This is a genomic window from Rhizobium sp. SRI_017 (assembly GCF_057586295.1).
In genome coordinates, this window is sequence record NZ_JBYCZP010000001.1 from 889,217 (window position 1) to 911,641 (window position 22,425).

The window sequence follows — 22,425 nt, forward strand, 5'->3', positions numbered from 1 at the left end:
GCGGAAGCTGCGCCGCGGATTAAGCCCCTCCCCCTTGTGGGGAGGGGTTTGGGGCGGGGTCTTTTCCCCGCACACCCTCAATAGCTCAGCTTCGGATACCAATGCGGCGCCCTTCCCTCCGGCGTCGCGTCCAGTATGGTCCACAGCGGCATCAGGTCCGGCGCGCCGCGCGGGTCCTGGCCGGGATCGGCGGTGACATCGCCCATTTCGCCGCTCCAGAAGTGGCGGATGGTGCCGTCGCGACGGGTGAAGACGTGGAAGCCGGGATTGTCGTCCTTTCCGTCGCTGCCGGTCGAGTGGAAATCCTTGCTGAATTCGTCGGTGAGGTCTGAATAGACCGGCAGATTGCGCCAGCCGCGTTCCCGCTTGAAGGCCGAGAGTTTCGCGATCGGCGAGCGCGCGACGACGGCGAGGCCGACGCGCTGCATCACATCCGGCGCTTCGCCATCCCAGGAGGAGAGAAGCGAAGTGCACATCGGGCATGGCCGTTCGCGCGCCGGGCCGTACATCCAGCAATAGACGACCAGCGTTTCCTTGTCGCCGAAGAGATCCTCGAAGCTGGCGGGCCCGTTCTCGCCCTCGAAGCGATAGCTGGTCTTCACCCGACCGCCGGGTGGTAGCGCGCGCCGCATCTCGGCCACGCGTTCGATGTGGCGGCGGAGTTCGATCTCCTCGGCGAGCAGTGCTGTGCGGGCACTGCGATATTCGTCGCTTTCATGCGGGAACGTCACCCCGTTGCGGATGGCGAGATCCATAGCGTGGGGGAGTGTGTGGGTGTCCATGCGATCCTCCTCATGCAGTGATGGCCGAATGGGTCTGGTCGAATGGCGGGCGCCGGATTCGACAGTCGCGGCTGGAACCAAACGCGGTCGGATGCGAGGGCGTTCCGTCTTCCCCGGAGGAGAGTTAGGCGCCCGCAGCAAGAGCCAGAAACGATCTCAGCCGCCGTTCGACATGATGCTCCACTTTCTGCTCCGGGTCAAAGCTCCACCAGAGGAGTGAGCCCTGCCACTGGTCGAGAATGGCGGCCGCAATTGCCTCGCCGCGATCGGGCAGACGGTGGCGAATCGCCGCGATCAGCACCGCATGCCAGGCGCGGCCGCGGGCGCGGAGATCGGGGTCGCGCAGATCCTCGCGCAAGATCAGGAGATTGTCGGCATAGGTCTCGATGTCGCCATAACCTGACAGGGCGACGAGCAGGGCAACGACGCCTTCCGCGCCATCCGGCGCCGCTGCGATGGCGTCCAATGTGGCACGGTCGAGCTGGTCCCAGGCATGGCTGGTCGCGGCCTTGACCAGCGCCGGCTTCGAGCCGAAGCGCTGCACGAGTGTCGCGCCCGACAGGCCCGTGGCCTTCGCCAGCGTGCCGAAGCTCAGGGCATCGGGGCCTTGTGCGCGCATCAGCGTTAGGGCGCTTTCCAAAACGGTTTCGTCGGACAGGCTTTTTGGTCTCGGCATTTTTTCTCTTTATTATAAACGATCGTTCGTTTATATATCTTTTCTGCTCAGATTTCAAACTACGATACGGGAGGTTCTCATGTCATCCACTCTTCCCCTCGCTGGCAAGATCGCACTGGTCGCGGGCGCCACGCGCGGCGCGGGCCGCGGCATTGCCGTGCAGCTCGGTGCTGCCGGCGCCACCGTCTATTGCACCGGCCGCACCACCCGCAGCCAGGTTTCCGAATATGGACGGACGTCGGAGACGATCGAGGAGACGGCGGAACTCGTGACCGCGGCAGGCGGTACGGGCATTGCCGTGCAGGTCGATCACCTCGTCTCCGCGGAGGTGAAGGTACTGGTCGAGCGTATCCGGACCGATCAGGGCAGGCTCGACGTGCTGGTCAATGATATCTGGGGCGGCGAGACCATGTTCGAATGGGACAAGCCGGTCTGGGATCACGACCTCGACAAGGGGCTGAGGATGATGCGGCTCGCGATCGACACACATCTCATCACCGCTCATCATGCTTTGCCCTTGATGATCGAGAGGCCGGGCGGGCTGCTGGTCGAGGTGACGGACGGCACCTCTGACTATAATGCTACCCATTATCGCATCTCGCCCTTCTACGATCTCTGCAAGACCTCGGCGACGCGGATGGCATGGTGTCACGCCAAGGATCTGGAAAAGCACGGCGCGACCGCGGTCTGCATTACGCCGGGATGGCTTCGATCCGAGATGATGCTGGAGGCTTTCCAGGTGACCGAAGCCAACTGGCGCGATGCGACAAAATTCCAGCCGCATTTCGTGATCTCGGAAAGCCCGCATTTTGTCGGCCGCGCAGTGGCAGCGCTGGCCGCCGACCCGGACCGGGCGCGATGGAACGGCCAGTCGCTGTCGAGCGGACAGATGGCCAAGGTCTATGAATTCGACGATCTCGACGGGTCGCGGCCGGACTGCTGGCGCTATCTCGACGAGGTGCAGGAGGCCGGCAAGCCCGCCGATGCGACGGGGTATCGGTGAACTGAGTAGTCGCATGTGGGCTTTGAGACGAGCCAGCGGCTTCCCCCTCTCGCCTTGGTGGCCCGAAGGGCCGGATGAGGGGTTCTCATCAAGGTCGAGTATGCCTCTGGAAACCCCTCATCGCCTCGCATTCGCTCGGCACTCGCCGGGGTCGAGACACCGGTCTCGCCCCGTCCTTCGGACCCCCAAGGGGAGAAGCGGGGCGCCCGCCAAGCGCCCTCAACTCCATATGCGATTGTCCTCCGTCGCTGCCCCTCACCCAAACATCAGCTTGCGATGCGTCGCAGCACCTGCCATGGCGCCATCACCCACAGCCATCGCGACGTTACCTGCAGCACGGGCGGCATCGCCGCAGGCGAAGACACCGGGGACGGATGTGGCCTTCATCTCGTCGGTCCTGATGTAGCGGCCGGTCGGGCCATCGGCGAAATCGCAGCCGAGCTGGCCGGCGATCGGGCTCGACACTTCGGTCTTGGTCGCAGTGAAGAGGCCGTCGAGGGCGACGCGGCGGCCGCTCTCGAACACGACGTCGACGGGGTCACCCTCCAGCGCACGGATCCGTTCATGCTCGACTGCGACGCCGCGTGCGGCGAGCTGAACCAGTTGCTCCTCCGACGGCTCGAAGGCACCATTGATGAAGAAGGTCGTGGCGCCCCAGTCGGGCAGCATCAGCGCGTGGTGCATCGAGATTTCGGAAACCGCGAGCACGCCGATCCGGCCCTGGTTGAGCTCATATCCGTGGCAATAGGGGCAATGGAACACCGCCTTGCCCCAGCGTTCGGAAAGGCCGGGAATGTCAGGCAGGCCATCCTTGATCCCGGTCGCCAGCACCATGGTGCGGGCCTGATGGCGGACGCCGCTGTTGCCGGTGACGGCAAAGCCATTGTCCAGGCGCTCCGCGGTTGCCGCACGATCTGCGAGCCAGGTCACGTTCGGGTAGGCCAACAGCTGCTCGCGCGCATCGTCGGCAATCGCAGCGGGGTCGCGGCCGTCCTGGCCGAGGAAACCGTGCGAATGGCTGGCAAAGCGGTTGCGGCGCTTGCCGTCGTCGATGACGAGGATGTTGCGGCGGGCACGGGCGAGCTGGAGCGCGGCGGACTGGCCGGCATAGCTGCCGCCGACGATGATGGCGTCGAACATGTCAGAGATCCTTGTTTCGGTGGTTCGCGCGATGCAGCGCGGCGTGGTGGCGGAAATCCGCGGCGAGCTCGGCGAGCGTCACGTCGGCAAGACGTGAGATCAGCAGCGCCTCGGCGTCGCGGAAGGCGGAGGTGAGCGAGCGGTTGACCGCCTGCTCGACGAGGCAGGCCGGGTGTTCGAGATTGATGCCGACCGCCAGCAGGGTCGGGGCGCCGAGCGCGTCGTAGATGTCCTTGAGCGTCACCTGGGCGAGATCGCAGGCTATCTCCCAGCCACCGCCATGGCCCTTCTCGGAGCGCACCAAGCCGCGCTCGCGCAGGCCCGCCATGGTGCGGCGGACGACGACGGGGTTGGTGCCCATATGGGCTGCGAGTTCCGCCGAGGTCATCGGCTTGTCGCGCTCGGCCATGTGCAGGAGCACATGGAGGGTGACAGAGAGTCTGCTATCGGCTTTCATGTAACTTTATATGTTACGTGATATGCACGATGTCAAGATCGGGCCAATTCATTGGCTCCGCAGTGGAACATGAGATAAGTTTTCGCATTTCGGGTCAGCGGCTTGTGCAAAAGCGAAGGCATATTCGGGCCGCGCCAATTGACTACATACCAACTAGTCGGTATGTTCGCGGCATGATCAAGCCAATGGAGGATACGATGGCTAACAGAAAGATTTCGACGGTCCTGTGGTTCGCCAAGGGGGGTGAGGACGCCGCGAAGTTCTACACATCGCTCATTCCGAATTCACGCATCGTCGGCAGCTACGCACCGCCCATGGGTGACGATATGGGTCAGCCAAAGGGTGAACCGCTGGTCATCGATTTCGACCTCGACGGTGTGCCCTATCAGATCCTCAATGCCGGACCGCATTTCAAGCAAAGCGAAGCGGTCTCGATCATGGTGCAAACCGACGACCAGGCTGAAACCGATCGCCTGTGGAATGCGTTGATAGCGGACGGTGGCGAAGAGAGCATGTGCGGTTGGCTGAAGGACAAGTGGGGCGTTTCCTGGCAGATCACGCCGAGGAAGCTGCTCGAGGCAACGACCAGCAGCGACCGTGCTGCCGCCAAGCGCGCCATGGATGCGATGATGAAGATGCGGAAGATCGATATCGCCGCGATCGAAGCCGCTTTTAACGGCTAATCCGGCGTTCGCCGCTGGATGGCCTCCACGGACGAATCGATCGGCCCGCCGAATTGCAAATTGTGAGAGAAGTAGCAGGCCCATTGCTGTCTGCGTAAACGGAAACGCCGGGCTTGAGGCCCGGCGTTCCTGTGTCTGGCGGTCTGCCGGCGCTTAGGTGCGCGGCTTGAGGTTCTGCGGGTCGTAGAGCGGCTTGTAGCCGACGCCGGCGACTTCGACCGGGTAGGTTTCGTCGAAATAGGTCACTTCGAGCTTGCGGCCCTCCTGGCAATACGCCCAGGGCAGGTAGGCGAGCGCGATGTTCTTGCCGATCGTCGGGCCGAAGGCGACCGAGGTCGTGTAGGAGCGGCGGCCGAGCTCGTCGATCAGCACTTCCTTGGTCTCGGGATCCATCACCGGCATGGTGCCGACGGGGTAGCGGGCGACGCCCTTGCTGTCGACATTGTCGGTCATGACGAGCGTGCAGAGCATGGCCGGCTGGTGGTCGCGAGCCTTGTATTCGAGATGCTTGGCCTTGCCGCGGAAATCGTTCTCCTTGACCTTCGGGCGGGCGAGGTCGGCTTCGATGAGGTTATACTGGGTCAGCAGGTCGGCATTCTGCAGGCGCAGGCTCTTTTCCATGCGGCGCGAATTGGCATAGGTCTCGACGCCGAAGGCCATGACACCGGTCGAACGCAGTGCATCCCAGACGGCGAGGCCGTCGTCGTATTTCATATGCAGTTCCCAGCCCTGCTCGCCGACATAGGAAATGCGGAAGGCGGTCACGTTCTTTCCGCCGATCTCGATCTGCTTGATGGCGGCGAAGGCGAAATTCTCCGCGTCCAGCCCGGCGGGATCCTTGACGACCTTCTTCAGCGTCTCGCGCGCATTCGGGCCCCAGATGCCGATGGTGATGAACTTTTCGGTCACATCGGTGATGGTGACGTCGAGGCCACGATCCTCGGCGACGCGCTTCATGTAGTGGAAGTCGCGCGGGCCGGCATCGGCGCCGTTGATCAGGCGGCAGCGGTCGGCCATGCGGATGACGGTGAAGTCGGCGCGGACCATGCCCTCGTCGTCGAGGAAGTGGGTATAGATGCCCTTGCCGATATTGCCGTCGCCGCCGATCTTGGCGGCACAGAGCCATTCGAGCAGCTCGACGTGATCGGGGCCTTCGATATCGACCATGTGGAAATGCGAGAGATTGACGATGCCGCAATCCTCGGTCATCGCCAGATGTTCGGCATTCGACACGCGCCAGAAATGTCTGGAGTCCCACTCGTTCTCGCGGACCGGAACGCGGTCGCCATATTTCTCCAGCAGGTGCTCGTTGGCCGCGTAGCCATGGGCACGCTCCCAGCCGCCGAGTTCCATGAAGTAACCGCCGAGTTCCTTCTCGCGCTCGTGGAACGGCGAGCGCTTGGCGCCACGGCCCGAGGCATAGGGCTCGCGGGTGTGGACAGCCGGGAAATAGATCTTCTGGGCGGCTTCGAAGCAGCGGCCTTCGATGAATTCCTCGGTCAGTTGGTGTGGGTAGAAGCGGGAATAGTCGATCGAATTGTGATCGATCTCGGTGCGGCCGTCGGTCATCCAGTCGGCGATCAGCTTGCCGTAGCCCGGGCCGTCCTTGACCCAGATGGCGCAGCAGTACCAGAGGCCGCGGACCTTCTGGCTCTCGCCGCAGGAGGGGCCGCCGGCGGCGGAGACCTGCAGCAGGCCGTTGAAAGAATGGCCTTCGTTATAGCCGAGCTCGCCGAGGATCGGCGTCAGTTCCATCGCCTTTTCGAGCGGCTCGATAATCTGCTCCATGTCGAGGTCGCGCTGCGAGGGCGACAGGCGCGCCTGGTTCTTCTCGAGAATGTCGCGCGGATGGCAGAGGCGCGGATTCTTCTGCTCGTAGTAACCCCACTCGATCTGGCCGCCTTCGGTGGTCTTCGGGTCGCCGGTGTCGCGCATATAGGCGGAGTTGCCCTGGTCGCGCAGCAGCGGGTAGCCGATTTCCTTGCCCGTGCCTTCGAACTCGTTATAGGGGCCGAAAAAGGTGAGCGGGTGGTCGACCGGCATGATCGGAAGGTCTTCGCCGACCATTTCGGCGATCAGGCGGCCCCAGATGCCGGCGCAGACGATGACATGATCGGCCATGATGGTGCCGCGATGGGTAACGACGCCCTTGATATGGCCGTTTTCCACGATCAGCGACTGGGCCGGGGTGTTGGAATAGGACGAGAGCTTGCCGGTCTTTTCGGCCGCATCGACCAGCTTGCCGGCGACGGTCTGCGAGCGCGGGATGACGAGGCCGGCATCGGGATCGAACAGGCCGCCCATGACCTGGTCCTGCTCGATCAGCGGGAACATCGCCTTGATCTCGGCGGGACCGACATAATGCGCACGAGTGCCGAAGGCCTTGGCGGAGGATAGCTTGCGCTTTATCTCTTCCATCCAGGCCTCGTCGCCGGTGCGGGCAACTTCGAGACCGCCGATACGGGCGTAGTGGCCCATCTTCTCGTAGAAATCGATCGAATACTGGGTGGTCCAGACCGAGAGATAGTCGTGGCTGGTCGTGTAGCAGAAGTCCGAGGCATGTGCCGTCGAGCCGATATCGGTCGGGATGCCCGACTTGTCGATGCCGACGATATCGTCCCAGCCGCGCTCGATGAGGTGATGGGCGATGGAGGCGCCGACGATGCCGCCCAGCCCGATGATGACGACTTTAGCCTTGGACGGAAACTCTGCCATGGTCCTGCGATCCCAATTGAAATTTCGGCGGATATTAGGGCGTGCCGCGATGTCGTTGCAGCCTGTATGCGACATTCTTCGGAGACGTCACGCCAGCGTGGCGGAAGGTAGAGATTTTGCTGGAAGCGGCAAGGGGGGATGCGTTGGCTTCGTGTTTGGGATTGCGGGGTGGGTTGGGTGTGCCTGCGCCTGAGGCAATGACCCTCCCCGTCCCTCCCCACAAGGGGGAGGGTTTGGGCGGGGTCTTTATTTCTTGAATATTTGACCTGTTTCCCCGGAAACAGCGCCGTTCCTCGGCCTGTGCGAAAACACACTCAACGAACGGGACAACACGGTCGTTAAGCCAAACCCACCCAACCCCAGATCACAGGATTTACGACCATGACCAAGATCATCCTCGCCTCCACCGCCGCCGTCATCGCAACGCTCTCTTTCGCCACCGCGTCCGAAGCCGGCTGGCGCCACCGCAACAACCATTTCGGCCATTTCAACGTCGTCATCGACGCCCCCCGCTATGTCGTCGACGACTATGGCTATGACGAGCCGGAGTGCTATGTCCGCAAGATCAAGAAGATCAACCGCTACGGCGAACTGGTCATCAAGAAGGTCCAGGTCTGCGACTGATCGCACCTCGCCTGATTGATTGTCCCAATAGAGACCCTGCTCATCGAGCGGGGTCTTCTGCTTTCCAACAGTGCATGGGGCCTGTCGCCGAAGACTTGGCCATGTCACGGCGCGATCTATAGGGCGTAGTACTTGCGGTAGGCCGGGTCCGTTCCAAACCAGCGCTCGTATGAGTCCGCGATTCCTAGAATGTCGATGTCAGGGGCTTCGTCGACATATACATCCAGCAGATCGCCGATCAGAATTCCTCCGACCGCTTCAATGCGATCGCCTTCGTGTGTGTGGGCTTTGAGATCGAGAATGCTCCAATCCGGATGCGGGTCCCTGTTTAACGAATCGATCATCCGGCGGATTGCGTCATAGGCGTCGTTCACGACGAGCTTTCCACTCGCCACGCCCATCGGCGGATCGCTGGCGAAGAGGTCGGCCGTGCCGATCATCGTGTCGCCGCTCAGTATCTTCACGCTCAGCATGCTGGGCCTTTCAACACGAAGATCCTATTTCACTTCCTCGAGCTCGACCAGCGTGCCGAAGAAATCCTTGGGATGGAGGAAGAGCACCGGATTGCCATGGGCGCCGATCCTGGGCTCGCCATTGCCGAGCACGCGGGCGCCTGCGGCCTTGAGGTGGTCGCGGGCGGCGAGGATGTCGGCCACTTCGTAGCAGATGTGGTGCATGCCGCCATCAGGGTTCTTGGCCAGGAAGGACGCGATCGGCGAATTGTCGCCGAGCGGTTCGAGAAGTTCGACCTTGGTGTTGTCGAAGACCACGAAGACGACGGTGACGCCGTGTTCCGGCAGCGGCTGCGGCACGGAGACGGTCGCGCCCAGGCTGTCGCGATATCTGGTAACGGCAGCTTCGAGGTTCGGTACGGCAAGCGCGATATGATTGACCCGTCCCAGCATCATTCGTTCCTCAGTCTGCCTTCGGCGAGATCGAGCACCGCGCGGGCGGCGTCGACGACATTGGTTCCGGGGCCGAAGACGGCAGACACGCCGTGGTCCATCAGGAACTTGTAGTCCTTGCGCGGGATGACGCCGCCGCAGACGACGATGATATGGCCGCCACCCCTCGCCTTCAGCTCTTCGACCAGCTCCGGCATCAATGTCTTGTGGCCGGCAGCGAGCGAGGAGACGCCGATGATGTCGACCTTTTTCTCGATCGCAAGATCGGCGGCCTCGTCGGGCGTCTGAAACAGGGGGCCGGCGACGACCTCGAAGCCGATGTCGCTGAAGGCCGAGGCGATGACCTTGGCGCCGCGGTCGTGGCCGTCCTGGCCGAGCTTGGCGACGAGGATCTTCGGCCGCTTGCCGGTACGGTCGATCTCTGTCCTTAGCCGGCTAACGAGATTCTGGTACTCAGGATCGCCTGAACTGGCGGGACCGTAGATCTCGTTAACGACTTCCGGGATGGCGGAGTGATCGCCGAAGGATTCACGCATCGCGTCCGAGATCTCGCCGACCGTGGCGCGAGCGCGGGCCGCCTCGACGGCGGCTTCGAGCAGGTTGCCCTTGCCGGTGCGGGCGACATATTTCAGCCGGTCGAGGCGGTCCTTCCAGATATCGGGGTCGCGCAGCGCGCGGGTCTTTTCGAGCCGTTTGACCTGGCCGTCGCGGACGGCGCGGTTGTCGATTTCCAGCGTCTCGATATCGGCTTCCTCGTTGAGGCGGTATTTGTTGACGCCGACGATGACTTCCTCGCCGCGATCGACGGCAGCCTGCCGGCGGGTGGCAGCTTCCTCGATCAGGCGCTTGGGCAGGCCGGTGTGGATGGCCTTGGTCATGCCGCCGAGGCCTTCGACCTCCTCGATCAGCGCCCAGGCCTTTTCGGCGAGCTCCGAGGTCAGGCTCTCGACATAATAGGAGCCGGCCAGTGGGTCGACGACCTTGGTGATGCCGGTCTCGTGCTGGAGGATGAGCTGGGTGTTGCGGGCGATGCGCGCCGAGAATTCCGTTGGCAGCGCGATCGCCTCGTCGAAGCTATTGGTGTGCAGCGACTGTGTGCCGCCGAGTGCCGCCGATAGAGCCTCGTAAGCCGTGCGTATGATATTGTTGTAGGGGTCCTGCTCCTGGAGCGACACGCCGGATGTCTGGCAATGGGTGCGCAGCATCGAGGACGCGGCCTTCTTCGGCTGGAACTCCTCCATGATCCGCGACCAGAGCAGTCGGGCCGCGCGGAGTTTTGCCGCTTCCATGAAGAAGTTCATGCCGATGGCGAAGAAGAAGGAGAGGCGCCCGGCGAAATCATCGACGTCGAGGCCCTTGGCAATCGCGGCCCGGACATATTCCCGGCCGTCGGCCAGCGTGAAGGCGAGCTCCTGCACCAGCGTCGCCCCGGCCTCCTGCATATGGTAGCCGGAGATCGAGATCGAGTTGAACTTCGGCATTTCCTTCGAGGTATATTCGATGATGTCGGCAACGATCCGCATCGAGGCCTCGGGCGGATAGATATAGGTGTTGCGGACCATGAACTCCTTGAGGATGTCGTTCTGGATCGTGCCCGAGAGATCGGCGCGGGAGACGCCCTGTTCTTCGCCCGCAACGATGAAATTGGCGAGGATGGGGATGACCGCGCCGTTCATCGTCATCGACACCGACATCTCCTGGAGCGGTATCCTGTCGAACAGGATCTTCATATCCTCGACCGAGTCGATCGCCACGCCCGCCTTGCCGACATCGCCGGTGACGCGGGGGTGGTCGGAATCATAGCCCCGGTGGGTGGCAAGATCGAAGGCGACGGAGAGGCCCTTCTGGCCCGCTGCGAGCGCCTTGCGGTAGAAGGCGTTGGATTCCTCGGCGGTCGAGAAGCCGGCATATTGGCGGATCGTCCAGGGGCGGCCGGCATACATGGTGGCGCGCGGGCCGCGGGTGAAAGGCGCGATGCCGGGCAGCGTGCCGAGATGGGCGAGGTTGGCGGTGTCCTCCTCGGTGTAGAGCGGCTTGACGGCGATGCCTTCCGGCGTTTGCCAGGTCAGCGTATCCGGCGAAGCCCTGAGCTCGCGCTCGGCGAGTTTCTGCCAGTCGGCGAGCGTCTTCTTCTCAGTCATGGGCGTGGTCCCAATTCATTGGTATCGTCGGGGTACCGCCTGAAAACCAGGCATAGTCTTCCGAATGCTTGCCGTCCCAATTGGCCATGCCGCGCTTGGTCAGCGTGCCCTTGGGAGCGATGTAGGAGTCGATCCGGCGCTCCGGATCCTCGCGCCAACGGATGTTGAGGGCGGCGCGGATGGGGAAGAAATAGAGATGCGAGTAAGGTAGGTGGTCGTGGATCCACCAGGCGAGCGCGCGCCAGTCGGCGCCCTTCTCGTAGCGATCGGCGAACCAGGGGATGACGATGGTGGCGGTGGCGCCCATGCGGCCCATCGTGTCGCGCCGGTCCCAGATATGGTCGGCCCAGGTCGATTCATTGCGGGCGCAGCTGTAATTGTGGCGGTTGCCGAAGGCGTTGACCTCGCCGGTGCGGTAGCCCGAGCGGAGCGCGATGCGGCCGAAGCGGTCCTGCAGCGGTTCAAGCAGGTCCTCGCAGAGGCGGGTGCCGGCTGCGATGGCAAGGTCGGGGTCGTCGGGGACATTGGGCATGCCGTGGAGATTGGCGATTTCCGAATAGAGGAATTCGCGCATGAAGAAGGATTTGGAGAGGCGGACGCGGCCGAGCTTTTCGAGGGCGGCCCAGGAGGTGGGCTTTTTCATGGGGCGCCACCGTTGATTGACGACGGTGCTACTGAGTGGTAATGATAGATCGAATGAGGAGTGATATCTGATGGTCGTGAAAACATCCGTTTCGATTTCCGAACAGCAGGACGCCTTTGCCCGGAAGTTGGTAGAGGACGGGCGCTTTTCGAGCGTGAGTGCTGTGATTCAGCACGGGCTGGAGCTTCTTCGCGAGGAAACCGAGCTGAAGGAAGCTGAGATTGAGGCACTGAGGGCTCTAATTGCCGAGCGGAGGGCCGGCGAGTTCGTGAGTCTCGAGGAAGGGCGCGAGCGCACAAAAGCTGTGATGGCGGCAAAAAGAGCTCGTTATGGCCTTTAAGGTTGTGCGTACCACCGCGTTCGAACACGACCTCGATCTTATACACGATCATCTGGTCCAGTCTTACATGGGATTGGGCGAGGCCTTTGCCGATGCCTTCGCTCACGCAGAAGCGCGAGTAGAAGCTATTGAAGCTGAGCTTGAGACTTTCGTGCGAGCGCCGCATCAGGGCACGCTGTCGCCCAACATTTCGCCGAGGCTGCGTCACGTCACAAAGAGCCGAGCCATTTTCTATTTTGAAGTTGATGAAGAGCATAGCGTCGTCTCGGTCTTCACGGTTTTTTTTCGGCGGACAGGACCACGGGAAACGCATTCTGGAGCGTTTTGGCAGAGCGAACTGAACCCGAGGAATTCATCACTCGAACTCCATGATCACTTCGTCCACCGCCAGGCTCTGCCCCGGCTCGACCTTGATCGCCTTCACCACCGACTTCTTTTCAGCCTTCAGCATGTTCTCCATCTTCATCGCCTCCACCGTGGCGAGAGGCTGGCCGGCTTCGACGGTGGCGCCTTCGCTGACCAGCACCTGGGTGATGACGCCGGGCATGGGGCACAGGAGTTGTTTCGACGTGTCCGCCGCCTGTTTGACCGGCATATATTGCGAGAGTTCGAAGACCCTGGGCGTCATCACGCGGTGGACCAGATCCACGCCGCGGAAGCGTAGGCGCCAGCCGGTCGAGGCGCGCGAAATCTTCACGCTGAGCGGCTGGCCGTTGATGACGAAGGTCGAGAGCGTCGCACCGGGCAACCAGTCGCTCTCGACCGTATGGGTGATGTCGTCGCCATAGGCGATATTGGTGACGCCAACCTTATAGGTCACGGTCTGCGGCCAGAAGTGATCCCCGCCGACGGCTACGAAGTCATTGCCGAGCTTGCGGGTGTGGTTGGCGAGCGTGCCGGAGATCTTGGTGCGGCGGGCCTCCTCGACGAGGTGGACATAGGTTGCCACCGATGCGAGCTGGCGCGCCTGGTCATTGTCAGGCGAAACGCCGTGGAAACCTTCCGGCCATTCCTCGGCGATGAAGGCGGTGGTGATGCTGCCGGAATAGAAGCGCTGATGGGCCATCACCGCCGAGAGGAAAGGCAGGTTGTGGCCGATGCCTTCGACCTCGAAACGGTCGAGCGCCTTGGCCATCGCCTCGATCGCCTTCGGACGGTCCGGCGCCCAGGTGCAGAGTTTTGCGATCATCGGGTCGTAATACATCGAGATCTCGCCGCCCTCCTGGACGCCGGTGTCGTTGCGGATCACCGTGCCATCTGGCTGCTGGCCTTCCACTGGCGGACGGTAGCGGGTCAGCCGGCCGATCGATGGCAGGAAGCCGCGATAGGGATCCTCGGCATAGAGGCGGCTTTCCATCGCCCAGCCGTCAAGCCTGATATCGGCCTGTGTCATGGCGAGCTTTTCGCCGTTGGCAACGCGGATCATCTGTTCGACGAGGTCGATGCCGGTGACAAGCTCGGTCACCGGGTGCTCGACCTGGAGGCGGGTGTTCATTTCGAGGAAATAGAAATTCCTCTTGCCGTCGACGATGAACTCCACCGTACCGGCGGAGAAATAGCCGACGGCTTTCGCCAGCAGCACGGCCTGTTCACCCATGGCTTTGCGGGTCGCCTCGTCGAGGAACGAGGACGGCGCCTCCTCGACGACCTTCTGGTTGCGGCGCTGGATCGAGCATTCGCGCTCGCCGAGATAGAGCGTGTTGCCGTGCTGGTCGCCCAGGACCTGGATTTCGATATGGCGCGGCTGGTCGACGAATTTCTCGATGAAGATGCGGTCGTCGCCGAAAGAGCTCTTGGCCTCGTTCTTGGAGGCCTGGAAGCCCTCGCGGGCCTCGGCGTCGTTCCAGGCGATGCGCATGCCCTTGCCGCCGCCGCCGGCCGAGGCCTTGATCATCACGGGGTAGCCGATGCCGGAGGAGATTCTTACCGCCTCGTCGGCGTCCGCGATCAGGCCCATATGGCCCGGCACGGTGGAGACGCCGGCTTCGGCGGCGATCTTCTTCGAGGTGATCTTGTCGCCCATCGCCTCGATCGCGCCGACCGGCGGGCCGATGAAGATCACGCCTTCCTGCTTCAGGCGCTCGGCAAAGAGACGGTTCTCGGAAAGGAAACCGTAGCCGGGATGCACGGCATCGGCTCCTGTCTGCTTGACGGCATCGATGATGCGGTCGATGACCAGATAGGACTGCGCTGAGGGCGCGGCGCCGATATGAACGGCCTCATCGGCCATGCGGACATGCATCGCCTCGCGGTCTGCATCGGAATAGACGGCGACAGTCTTGATGCCCATGGCCCGGGCCGTGCGGATGACGCGGCAGGCGATCTCGCCCCTGTTGGCAATGAGAATTTTGGAGATCATCTGCGGCTGCTTTCCGTGGGCGAAACGGTGTTGGTGTCTGGACCGGCCCGGAGCATCGCGCCCCGGGCCGGTCCGTGTTTCAGTTTCAATTCGTCGCGAGCTTGTCCGCCGTCCTGGTCTCGAAATCCGAAGCATCGTGGCGTTCCGGCAGCTGGCCGGCGAGGTCGCCAGAGATGCGGTTGACCATCACGCCGCGCTTGACCGCCGGGCGGGCGCCGACTTCTTCCGTCCAGCGAAGGACATGCTTGTAGCTGCGGCCTTCGAGGAACTCGGTGGCACGGGGATAGGACTGGTCGATGGTGACCTTGCCGTACCAGGGCCAGATCGCCATGTCGGCGATCGAGTATTCGCTGCCTGCCATGAACTGGTGGTCGGCAAGATGGCGGTCGAGCACGTCCATCTGGCGCTTCGTTTCCATCGCATAGCGGTCGATCGCGTATTTGATGTGCATGGGTGCATAGGCGAAGAAATGGCCGAAACCACCGCCGAGGAAGGGCGCCGAGCCCATCTGCCAGAACAACCAGTTCATCGTCTCGGTGCGGCCCTTGTGGTCTTTCGGAATGAAGGCGCCGAACTTTTCCGCGAGATAGACGAGGATGGAGCCGGATTCGAAGACGCGGGTCGGCTCCGGTGTCGAATGATCCATCAAAGCCGGGATCTTGGAATTCGGATTGACGCCGACAAAGCCGGAGCCGAACTGGTTGCCGTCGCCGATCTTGATCAGCCAGGCGTCATAGTCAGCGCCCGTGTGGCCGGCGGCGAGCAGTTCTTCCAGCAGGATCGTGACCTTCTGGCCGTTGGGCGTGGCCAGCGAATAAAGCTGCAGCGGATGTTTTCCCACCGGCAGTTCCTTGTCATGGGTCGGGCCGGCGATCGGGCGGTTGATGTTTGCAAACGTGCCGCCATTGCCCTTGTCCCAGGTCCAGACCTTGGGGACTTCGTAGCCGGCGGGGAAATTGTTCTCAGGGAGTTTTTCAGTCATGGAAATCTTGTCCTTGCTGTGCTTGGGCGCGCTGGGAGGGCGCAAAAGTCATATAGGAAGGCGATGGCCGTACCGCCGCTCCGCCAAGCCAGTCTAAAGCAAGGATTGTCTCTTCAGAACGGCTCCCGACCGTTCGTTCGCTCATATTTCGCCTCATAGGGCAGCACCCAGATCGCGATGCTGAGGAGCACGGCGCCAAAGGTGAGTCCCATCGGCAGGGCGATGAGGATCACGGGAATGATCGGATTGTCCGTGCGTGAAAGCCGGGTGCCGAGGCTGCCGATGTCGAGCACGAAGACCAAGGTCGCGCAACACAGCCCGAAGCCCAGGCCGAGTACGAACCACTTGGCCATGTAGCGCAGCATCGCCTCGTGGTCCCGCCGCGCCTCTTCCGGCGTCATCTTCAGCTTGGTCATCGAAAGCGCCCTCCCGGCACCGCTTCGGAACGAGAGCAAGAGTGGGGCGGATCGCCGCAGATGTAAAGACAGAAATCGTAATGAAATCTGCTAGTTGATTGACGAATGTCAGGTTTGCCATGGCGACCCGAGGACCCCCCTCCGTCCTGCCGGACATCTCCCCCTCAAGGGGGGAGATTCGATTGAGCTTTGTCTTACGTCTCTTGAATGTCGTGTATTCGGCTCCCGTCACCAGCTTGTGGCTGGTCGAACGCGTCTTGCAAATCTCCCCCCTTGAGGGGGAGATGTCCGGCAGGACTGAGGGGGGTGCGGCCATGAGCGCGAACATCAACGCATCCACCTCACAACGGCATCGTGTCGTGCTTGCGCCAGTGACTTTCCAGCTTCTTGGTGCGCAGCATCGCAAACGCGCGAGCGAGGCGTTTGCGGGAGGAATGCGGCATGATGACCTCATCGATGAAGCCGCGCTCGGCGGCGACGAAGGGGTTGGCGAAGCGGTCTTCGTATTCCTTGGTGCGGGCCGCGATCTTTTCGGGGTTCTTGAGCTCGGAACGGTAGAGGATCTCGGCCGCGCCCTTGGCACCCATCACGGCGATCTCAGCGGTCGGCCAGGCATAGTTGACGTCGGCGCCGATATGCTTGGAGGCCATGACGTCGTAGGCGCCGCCATAGGCCTTGCGCGTGATCAGCGTGACCATCGGTACGGTGGCCTGGCTATAGGCGAAAAGCAGCTTGGCGCCGTGCTTGATGATGCCGTTATATTCCTGCGCCGTGCCGGGCAGGAAGCCGGGCACGTCGACCAGGGTCAGGATCGGGATGTTGAAGGCATCGCAGAAGCGGACGAATTTCGCGCCCTTGCGCGAGGAATCGATGTCGAGGCAGCCGGCGAGCACCATCGGCTGATTGGCGACGACCCCGACCGTCTGGCCCTCGATGCGGATGAAACCCGTCAGGATGTTGCGGGCGAAACCTTCCGAGATCTCGTAGAACTCGCCTTCGTCGGCGATGGCGAGGATCAGCTCGCGCATATCATAGGGCTTGCTGGCGCTGTCGGGGATCAGCGTGTCGAGGCGCTCCTCCAGCCGGTCCGGATCGTCGAAGAACGGGCGGACCGGTGGCTTGTCGCGGTTGTTGAGCGGCAGGAAGTCGAACAGGTCGCGGATTCGCAGCAGCGCCTCGATGTCATTGTCGAAGGCGCCGTCGGCAACCGACGACTTGGTCGTATGGGTCTTGGCGCCGCCGAGGTCTTCAGCGGTTACGATCTCGTTGGTCACGGTCTTCACCACATCGGGGCCGGTGACGAACATGTAGGAACTGCCGCGCACCATGAAGGTGAAGTCGGTCATGGCGGGTGAATAGACCGCGCCGCCGGCACAGGGGCCCATGATCACCGAGATCTGCGGGATGACGCCCGAGACTTCGGCATTGCGGCGGAACACTTCGGCATAGCCGGCAAGCGAGGCGACACCTTCCTGGATGCGGGCACCGCCGGAATCATTCAGCCCGATCACCGGCGCGCCATTGCGGACGGCCATGTCCATGATCTTGCAGATTTTCTGCGCATGGGTCTCGGAAAGCGAGCCGCCGAGCACGGTGAAATCCTGGGAGAAGACATAGACGAGCCGGCCATTGATCGTGCCCCAGCCGGTCACCACGCCATCACCGGGCACCTTGTTCTCGGCCATGCCGAAATCGGTCGTCCGGTGCGTGACATACATGTCGTATTCCTCGAACGACCCCTCATCGAGGAGCACGTCGAGGCGCTCGCGTGCGGTCAGCTTGCCCTTGGAATGCTGGGTGGCGATACGGACTTCGCCGCCGCCGATGCGGGCAGCCTGTCGGCGGGTTTCGAGCTGATCGAGGATTTCGCGCATATCTCTCCCAATCCATCCGGTGGTGCTGGCGGATGCTGACTTTGCACTACGCCCGCAGGATTTCCAAGAAAACCATTGATCGGGCGAAGTTGTGCGGTTTACATAAGTGAAAAGTGTATTTTGCAAATTTGCAAAGAGGTTCCAAGATGGTCGTCGGCAAGCTCTATATCGGCCGCAAGGTTCGTGAACTCAGGCAGGCGAACAAGGCGACGCAGGCGCAGTTCGCCGACCGGATCGGCATTTCGATCAGCTATCTCAACCAGATCGAGAACAACCAGCGACCGGTCTCGGCCTCGGTATTGCTGTCGCTGGCGGAGAAGTTCAAGATCGACCTCTCGGGACTGGCGGCCGGGGAGAGCGATCGGTTGATGTCGGCGCTCTCGGAGGCCATGACCGATCCGATCTTCGCCAGCCACACGCCGACCCTGCAGGAGGTGAAGCTGGTGGCACAGAACGCGCCTGCTATCGCGCATGCGCTGATCGCGGTGCATCAGGCCTATCGGCACAATTCCGAGCAGCTTGCCAGCATAGACGACACGCTGGGCCGCGGCGCGGGGCTGACGGAACACACGCCCTATGAGAAAGTGCGCGACTTCTTCCACTTCCTGGACAATTACATCCACGCGATCGACCTCAAGGCAGAGGCGCTGGCGGGTGAACTCGGTATCGGCGAGATCGACAGCTATGCGGTCCTGTCAGGATATCTCGAGCGGCAGCACGGCGTTCGCGTGACTCGCGCCGGCCGCGACGACGACCTGATCCGCAGCTTCGACCCAAAGACCCGGGTGCTTACTCTCAATCCCTATCTGCCGCCAGCCACCCGTGATTTCCAGCTCGCGATGCAGATCGCGCAGCTCGGTGCCGCCGAGGAGGTCGATGTGATCGCTGGGAATGCGTCGTTCCGGACGTCGGAAGCCTACGAGATCTGTCGCATCGGGCTGCACAATTATTTCGCCGGCGCACTCTTGCTGCCGTACCGGAAATTCATGGAGACGGCGCGGGAGGTTCGGCACGATCTCGAACTGCTCTCGGTGCGCTTCGGCGCAAGCCTGGAACAGGTCTGCCATCGTCTCTCGACGCTGCAGCGGCCCGGGCAGAAGGGCATTCCGATCTTCTTCGCCCGCATCGACCGGGCCGGCAACATCACCAAGCGGCACAGCGCCGCAAAACTCCAGTTCGCCCGTTTCGGCGCGGCGTGCCCGCTTTGGAATGTCCATCGGGCCTTCGAGGCGCCGGGGCAGATCATACGGCAGCTCGCCGAGACACCGGATGGCGCGCGCTATCTCTGTCTTTCGACCCAGATCACCAAGGGCGGGCGCGGCTTCCGCTTTCCGCGGCAGCACTATGCGCTGGCGCTCGGCTGCGAGGTCTCCTATGCCGACAGCTTCGTCTATGCCGACGACATGGATCTCGGCAATCGCGCCAGCTTCGACCCGATCGGCATTTCCTGCCGGATCTGCGAGCGGACCAATTGCGCGGCCCGCGCGATGCCGCCGCTCAAGGGCCGGCTGATCATCGATCACGACCGGCGCGCGGTCCTGCCTTACCGGCTCAAGGAAAATTGATCGCACAATCTCTTGAACCGGGGTTTTTATGCCGCGCCACGCTTGCGGATCGTCAAGCCGTCCCTACATTCCGACCACCAAAACGGGGCAAGGAAGGGACATTTATGGATAGTTTGGCGGTGTTGATTCAGGATCCGGCGGCTTGGGTGGCGCTGGTGACGCTGGTGGTGATGGAGGTCGTGCTCGGCATCGATAACCTGATCTTCATCTCGATCCTCACCAACAAGCTTCCCCCCGAACATCGGGAACGGGCCCGCAAGATCGGCATCGGGCTCGCGCTTGTCATGCGGCTCGGCCTGCTCGGCACCATCGCCTGGATCGTCCAGCTGACGACGCCGGTGTTCGAGGCTTTCGGCCACGGCTATTCGTGGAAGGACATGATCCTGATCGCCGGCGGCCTGTTCCTGGTCTGGAAGGCGACCAAGGAAATCCACCACAATGTCGATCCCGAGGACAAGAACGAGGACTTCATCGCGAGTTCGGCGACGACGGGCTTTGCCGCGGCCATCGGCCAGATCCTGCTGCTCGACCTCGTCTTCTCGGTCGATTCCATCATCACCGCCGTCGGCATGACGCCGCATCTTCCGATCATGATCATCGCGGTCGTCGCCGCCGTTGCCGTCATGCTGCTCGCCGCAACGCCGCTCGCCAATTTCATCGAGCGCAATCCGAGCATCGTCATCCTGGCGCTCGCCTTCCTGCTGATGATCGGCACGACGCTGATCGCAGAAGGCATGGGCTTCCACGTGCCGAAGGGCTACGTCTACGCCGCCATGGCCTTCTCGGCGCTGGTGGAGGTGCTCAACATGTTCTCGAGGAACGCGCGACGGAAGAAGGTGGAGTGAGACGGTAGTCCTGGCCTGATGCTTGGCGGGCGGGATTCACCCCTCACCAAGCGCGCCCAGAACTCGACTTCGTCTCGTTCGGACTTGCTATCCTCTCCCACAAGGGGAGAGGTAAACCAGCGGCGCTCACCGTGCCACAAGTGAAGGCCGAGAGCGTGGCGCCCTACCTCTCCCCTTGTGGGAGAGGATACGAAGGCCCAAGAGCCGTAGGCGATTGGTTGGCCGGAGTTGGTGAGGGGTGAAAGCCCTAGGCAACGCCTCAGAACTTATCCGAAACCTGAATACCCGCCGGCCCGAGAATAACCGCGATCAGCACCGGCAGGAAAAACAGGATCATCGGCACGGTCAGCTTGGGCGGCAGCGCGGCGGCCTTCTTTTCGGCCTCGTTCATGCGCTGGTCGCGGCTTTCCTGTGCGAGAACGCGGAGCGCCGTGGCGATCGGCGTGCCGTAGCGTTCGGCCTGGATAAGAGCCTGGGTGACGGCCTGGACGATGTCGAGTCCGGTGCGCTTGGCGAGGTTCTCATAGGCCACGCGACGCTCCTGCAGGAAGGAGAGCTCGGCATTGGTGAGCACCATTTCCTCGGCGAGTTCGGGCGAACTCACCGTCATTTCCTCCGACACGCGCTTGATCGCGGCTTCGATGGAAACACCCGATTCCACGCAGATCAGCATCAGGTCGAGGGCATCCGGCCAGGCGCGGCGGATCGAGTGCTGGCGCTTGCCCACTTTGTTGGAGATGAAGATATTCGGCGCATAGAAGCCGAGATAGCCGAGACCGATGACGGTGAGGATGCGCACCATGAAGGTCTGCTCGGCGAGGAAGCCGAGGACGAAGACGTAGAAACCGGCAAACGCCATGAAGATGAAAGGCAGCGTGAAGCGCGCGACGAGGAAGGTGTTGAGTGCGTTCTGCGAACGAAAGCCGGCCGTTTTCAGCTTGTCCATGGTTCCCTGATCGACCAGGGCCTCACGCAGGTTGAGCCGGTCGACAATGTTGCGAATCGACGAATTGTTCTGATGACGGAGCGAAGCGCGCTGCGATGCGGATTCGGCACCGATGCGCGCGCGTTCGCGACTGCGCATCTGCTCCCGCTCCGAGGTGACAGCCTTCATCCGTTTGTCGAGGCCGCCGGAGTCGAAGTAGGGAAGCACCAGCACATAGAGCGTGGCAAAGACGGCGATCGCGACGAGGCCCGCCAGGATGACCTGTGGATCGGTGAGCGTCCTTATGAGATCCATGGTCGCGCGCTCCTCAGATGTCGAAATTGATCATGTTGCGCATGACGAAGATTCCGATCGACATCCACACGGCAGAGCACCCCATGATGAGATGGCCGCGCGGATCGGTAAACAGGATCATCATGTATTCGGGCGATGTCAGGTAGACGAGCGTCGCGACGATGAAGGGCAGCGCACCGATGATGTAGGCCGAGGCCTTGGCTTCCATGGAAAGCGCCGTCACCTTGGCCTTCATCTTCTTGCGGTCGCGGATGACGCGGGAAAGATTGCTGAGCGCTTCCGACAGGTTGCCGCCCGCCTGCGCCTGGATCTGGATGACGATGGCGAAGAAGTTCACTTCGGAGAGCGGCACCGTCAGATACATGCGGGCGATCGCGTCGGGCACCGAGAGGCCCATCTGCTGGGATTCGACGACGCGGCGGAATTCGGTCTTTACCGGATCCTTGGCTTCGTTGGCGATGAGGCGCAACGCATCATTGAGCGGCAAGCCCGATTTGATCGAGCGCACCATGACATCAAGTGCATTCGGCAACTCATCGAGGAATTTCTTCAGGCGACGCTTGAGGACGAAGTTGACGAAGAAGCGCGGAACGCCGGCACCCACGACGAAGGCGATACCAAGCACGACGAAGATCTGCATGCCGGCGAGGAAGGCGAAGGCTCCGGCCGCAAGCCCGAGCACAATGCTGGCGATGTGGAACTGCATTTCGGTGAAGCCGAGGCCGGCCTGGGTGATCTTGGCCTTGAGCGTCGCCGCCTTCTTCTTGTTGACCTCAGCCTGCTTCTTTTCAAGGTCCTTGAGCGAATCCTGCACCGACTTGCGGCGCTTGCTCATTTCGGCCAGCCGATCGCGGGAAGCCTTGATCTTGACGCGGTCGGTTTCGGCCGACTTGACACGGTCGAAGCGGCTCTGCGCTTTCTTGTCGTTTTCGAGACGAGAGAAGAGCACGCCATAGCTGACCGCGCCGGCCGAGACGGCCGCCAGAGCGATGATCGCCAGAACTATCGGGTCGATGCCAAACATCGTCTCTCCGC

At 62.3% G+C, this 22,425-nt stretch carries 21 protein-coding genes and 1 pseudogene; 6 read left to right on the forward strand and 16 right to left on the reverse strand.

The features are described 5' to 3' along the window. Positions 1 to 77 precede the first annotated feature (77 nt). Both AC2YI2_RS04515 and AC2YI2_RS04520 read right to left on the reverse strand, forming a co-directional pair. Positions 78 to 782, reverse strand: coding sequence for a DUF899 family protein (locus AC2YI2_RS04515; RefSeq protein ID WP_487385218.1), 705 nt, complete (start codon positions 780 to 782; stop codon positions 78 to 80). Positions 783 to 906: 124 nt separating this feature from the next. Next, on the reverse strand, positions 907 to 1,458 hold the full coding sequence (locus tag AC2YI2_RS04520; protein WP_487385219.1) for a TetR/AcrR family transcriptional regulator: 552 nt from the start codon (positions 1,456 to 1,458) through the stop codon (positions 907 to 909). Positions 1,459 to 1,537: 79 nt separating this feature from the next. Here AC2YI2_RS04520 and AC2YI2_RS04525 point away from each other — a divergent pair, with 79 nt between their 5' ends. Continuing rightward, entirely contained in the window at positions 1,538 to 2,461 is a 924-nt protein-coding gene (locus AC2YI2_RS04525) for an SDR family oxidoreductase (RefSeq protein ID WP_487385220.1), read from the forward strand. A gap of 255 nt (positions 2,462 to 2,716) precedes the next feature. Here AC2YI2_RS04525 and AC2YI2_RS04530 read toward each other — a convergent pair whose 3' ends face one another. Together AC2YI2_RS04530 and AC2YI2_RS04535 are read right to left on the reverse strand one after the other, a co-directional pair. Continuing rightward, entirely contained in the window at positions 2,717 to 3,601 is an 885-nt protein-coding gene (locus AC2YI2_RS04530; RefSeq protein WP_487385221.1) for an NAD(P)/FAD-dependent oxidoreductase, read from the reverse strand. Position 3,602: 1 nt separating this feature from the next. Further along, a complete protein-coding gene (locus AC2YI2_RS04535; RefSeq protein WP_487385222.1) occupies positions 3,603 to 4,058 on the reverse strand; it encodes an Rrf2 family transcriptional regulator in 456 nt (151 codons plus the stop codon). 197 nt (positions 4,059 to 4,255) lie between these two features. On the opposite strand from AC2YI2_RS04535, the gene AC2YI2_RS04540 reads away from it, so the two are divergent. Then, positions 4,256 to 4,741, forward strand: coding sequence for a VOC family protein (locus AC2YI2_RS04540; RefSeq protein WP_487385223.1), 486 nt, complete (start codon positions 4,256 to 4,258; stop codon positions 4,739 to 4,741). Positions 4,742 to 4,894: 153 nt separating this feature from the next. Here AC2YI2_RS04540 and AC2YI2_RS04545 read toward each other — a convergent pair whose 3' ends face one another. Continuing rightward, positions 4,895 to 7,456, reverse strand: a complete 2,562-nt coding sequence (locus AC2YI2_RS04545) for a GcvT family protein (RefSeq protein WP_487385224.1) — start codon at positions 7,454 to 7,456, stop codon at positions 4,895 to 4,897. Between the two features lie 381 nt (positions 7,457 to 7,837). Here AC2YI2_RS04545 and AC2YI2_RS04550 point away from each other — a divergent pair, with 381 nt between their 5' ends. Then, the gene (locus tag AC2YI2_RS04550; protein WP_487385225.1) at positions 7,838 to 8,080 is read left to right on the forward strand and encodes a hypothetical protein; all 243 of its coding nucleotides are present in this window, start codon (positions 7,838 to 7,840) and stop codon (positions 8,078 to 8,080) included. Positions 8,081 to 8,196: 116 nt separating this feature from the next. Here AC2YI2_RS04550 and AC2YI2_RS04555 read toward each other — a convergent pair whose 3' ends face one another. From AC2YI2_RS04555 to AC2YI2_RS04570, 4 genes are read right to left on the reverse strand one after another with little or no spacing between them, the layout of a single operon-like run. Then, on the reverse strand, positions 8,197 to 8,553 hold the full coding sequence (locus AC2YI2_RS04555) for a hypothetical protein (protein ID WP_487385226.1): 357 nt from the start codon (positions 8,551 to 8,553) through the stop codon (positions 8,197 to 8,199). A gap of 24 nt (positions 8,554 to 8,577) precedes the next feature. After that, the gene (gene mce / locus AC2YI2_RS04560) at positions 8,578 to 8,985 is read right to left on the reverse strand and encodes a methylmalonyl-CoA epimerase (RefSeq protein WP_487385227.1); all 408 of its coding nucleotides are present in this window, start codon (positions 8,983 to 8,985) and stop codon (positions 8,578 to 8,580) included. Beyond that, positions 8,985 to 11,126, reverse strand: coding sequence for a methylmalonyl-CoA mutase (scpA, locus tag AC2YI2_RS04565; protein ID WP_487385228.1), 2,142 nt, complete (start codon positions 11,124 to 11,126; stop codon positions 8,985 to 8,987). Before scpA ends, mce begins: the two co-directional genes overlap by 1 nt. Next, positions 11,119 to 11,769: a hypothetical protein gene (locus AC2YI2_RS04570; RefSeq protein ID WP_487385229.1), complete on the reverse strand. Its 651-nt coding sequence runs from the start codon at positions 11,767 to 11,769 to the stop codon at positions 11,119 to 11,121. Before AC2YI2_RS04570 ends, scpA begins: the two co-directional genes overlap by 8 nt. 70 nt (positions 11,770 to 11,839) lie before the next feature. Between AC2YI2_RS04570 and AC2YI2_RS04575 the strand changes: the two genes are divergently transcribed. Continuing rightward, positions 11,840 to 12,109 carry a type II toxin-antitoxin system ParD family antitoxin gene (locus tag AC2YI2_RS04575; RefSeq protein WP_487385230.1) on the forward strand — a complete coding sequence of 90 codons (270 nt, stop codon included), beginning with the start codon at positions 11,840 to 11,842 and terminating at the stop codon, positions 12,107 to 12,109. Positions 12,110 to 12,464: 355 nt separating this feature from the next. On the opposite strand, the gene AC2YI2_RS04580 is transcribed toward AC2YI2_RS04575, so the two are convergent. The 5 genes and pseudogenes from AC2YI2_RS04580 to AC2YI2_RS04600 all read right to left on the reverse strand — a co-directional run bounded on the left by AC2YI2_RS04580 (position 12,465) and on the right by AC2YI2_RS04600 (position 17,740). Beyond that, the gene (locus AC2YI2_RS04580; RefSeq protein WP_487385295.1) at positions 12,465 to 13,013 is read right to left on the reverse strand and encodes a biotin/lipoyl-containing protein; all 549 of its coding nucleotides are present in this window, start codon (positions 13,011 to 13,013) and stop codon (positions 12,465 to 12,467) included. Continuing rightward, positions 12,998 to 14,468, reverse strand: a pseudogene (locus AC2YI2_RS04585) (acetyl-CoA carboxylase biotin carboxylase subunit); the annotation flags it as partial. The gene AC2YI2_RS04580 and the pseudogene AC2YI2_RS04585, both read right to left, overlap by 16 nt. An 85-nt stretch (positions 14,469 to 14,553) precedes the next feature. Then, entirely contained in the window at positions 14,554 to 15,450 is an 897-nt protein-coding gene (gene yghU, locus AC2YI2_RS04590; RefSeq protein WP_487385231.1) for a glutathione-dependent disulfide-bond oxidoreductase, read from the reverse strand. A gap of 113 nt (positions 15,451 to 15,563) precedes the next feature. After that, complete coding sequence (locus AC2YI2_RS04595) at positions 15,564 to 15,866, reverse strand: hypothetical protein (RefSeq protein ID WP_487385232.1); 303 nt, start codon at positions 15,864 to 15,866, stop codon at positions 15,564 to 15,566. Between the two features lie 341 nt (positions 15,867 to 16,207). Beyond that, positions 16,208 to 17,740 carry an acyl-CoA carboxylase subunit beta gene (locus AC2YI2_RS04600; protein WP_487385233.1) on the reverse strand — a complete coding sequence of 511 codons (1,533 nt, stop codon included), beginning with the start codon at positions 17,738 to 17,740 and terminating at the stop codon, positions 16,208 to 16,210. 146 nt (positions 17,741 to 17,886) lie between these two features. Here AC2YI2_RS04600 and AC2YI2_RS04605 point away from each other — a divergent pair, with 146 nt between their 5' ends. Beyond that, entirely contained in the window at positions 17,887 to 19,305 is a 1,419-nt protein-coding gene (locus AC2YI2_RS04605; protein WP_487385234.1) for a helix-turn-helix domain-containing protein, read from the forward strand. Between the two features lie 104 nt (positions 19,306 to 19,409). After that, positions 19,410 to 20,150, forward strand: coding sequence for a TerC family protein (locus AC2YI2_RS04610; protein ID WP_487385235.1), 741 nt, complete (start codon positions 19,410 to 19,412; stop codon positions 20,148 to 20,150). Positions 20,151 to 20,409: 259 nt separating this feature from the next. On the opposite strand, the gene AC2YI2_RS04615 is transcribed toward AC2YI2_RS04610, so the two are convergent. Next, positions 20,410 to 21,390, reverse strand: coding sequence for a type II secretion system F family protein (locus tag AC2YI2_RS04615; protein WP_487385236.1), 981 nt, complete (start codon positions 21,388 to 21,390; stop codon positions 20,410 to 20,412). A gap of 13 nt (positions 21,391 to 21,403) precedes the next feature. Continuing rightward, the gene (locus AC2YI2_RS04620) at positions 21,404 to 22,414 is read right to left on the reverse strand and encodes a type II secretion system F family protein (RefSeq protein WP_487385237.1); all 1,011 of its coding nucleotides are present in this window, start codon (positions 22,412 to 22,414) and stop codon (positions 21,404 to 21,406) included. Between the last annotated feature and the right edge of the window lie 11 nt (positions 22,415 to 22,425).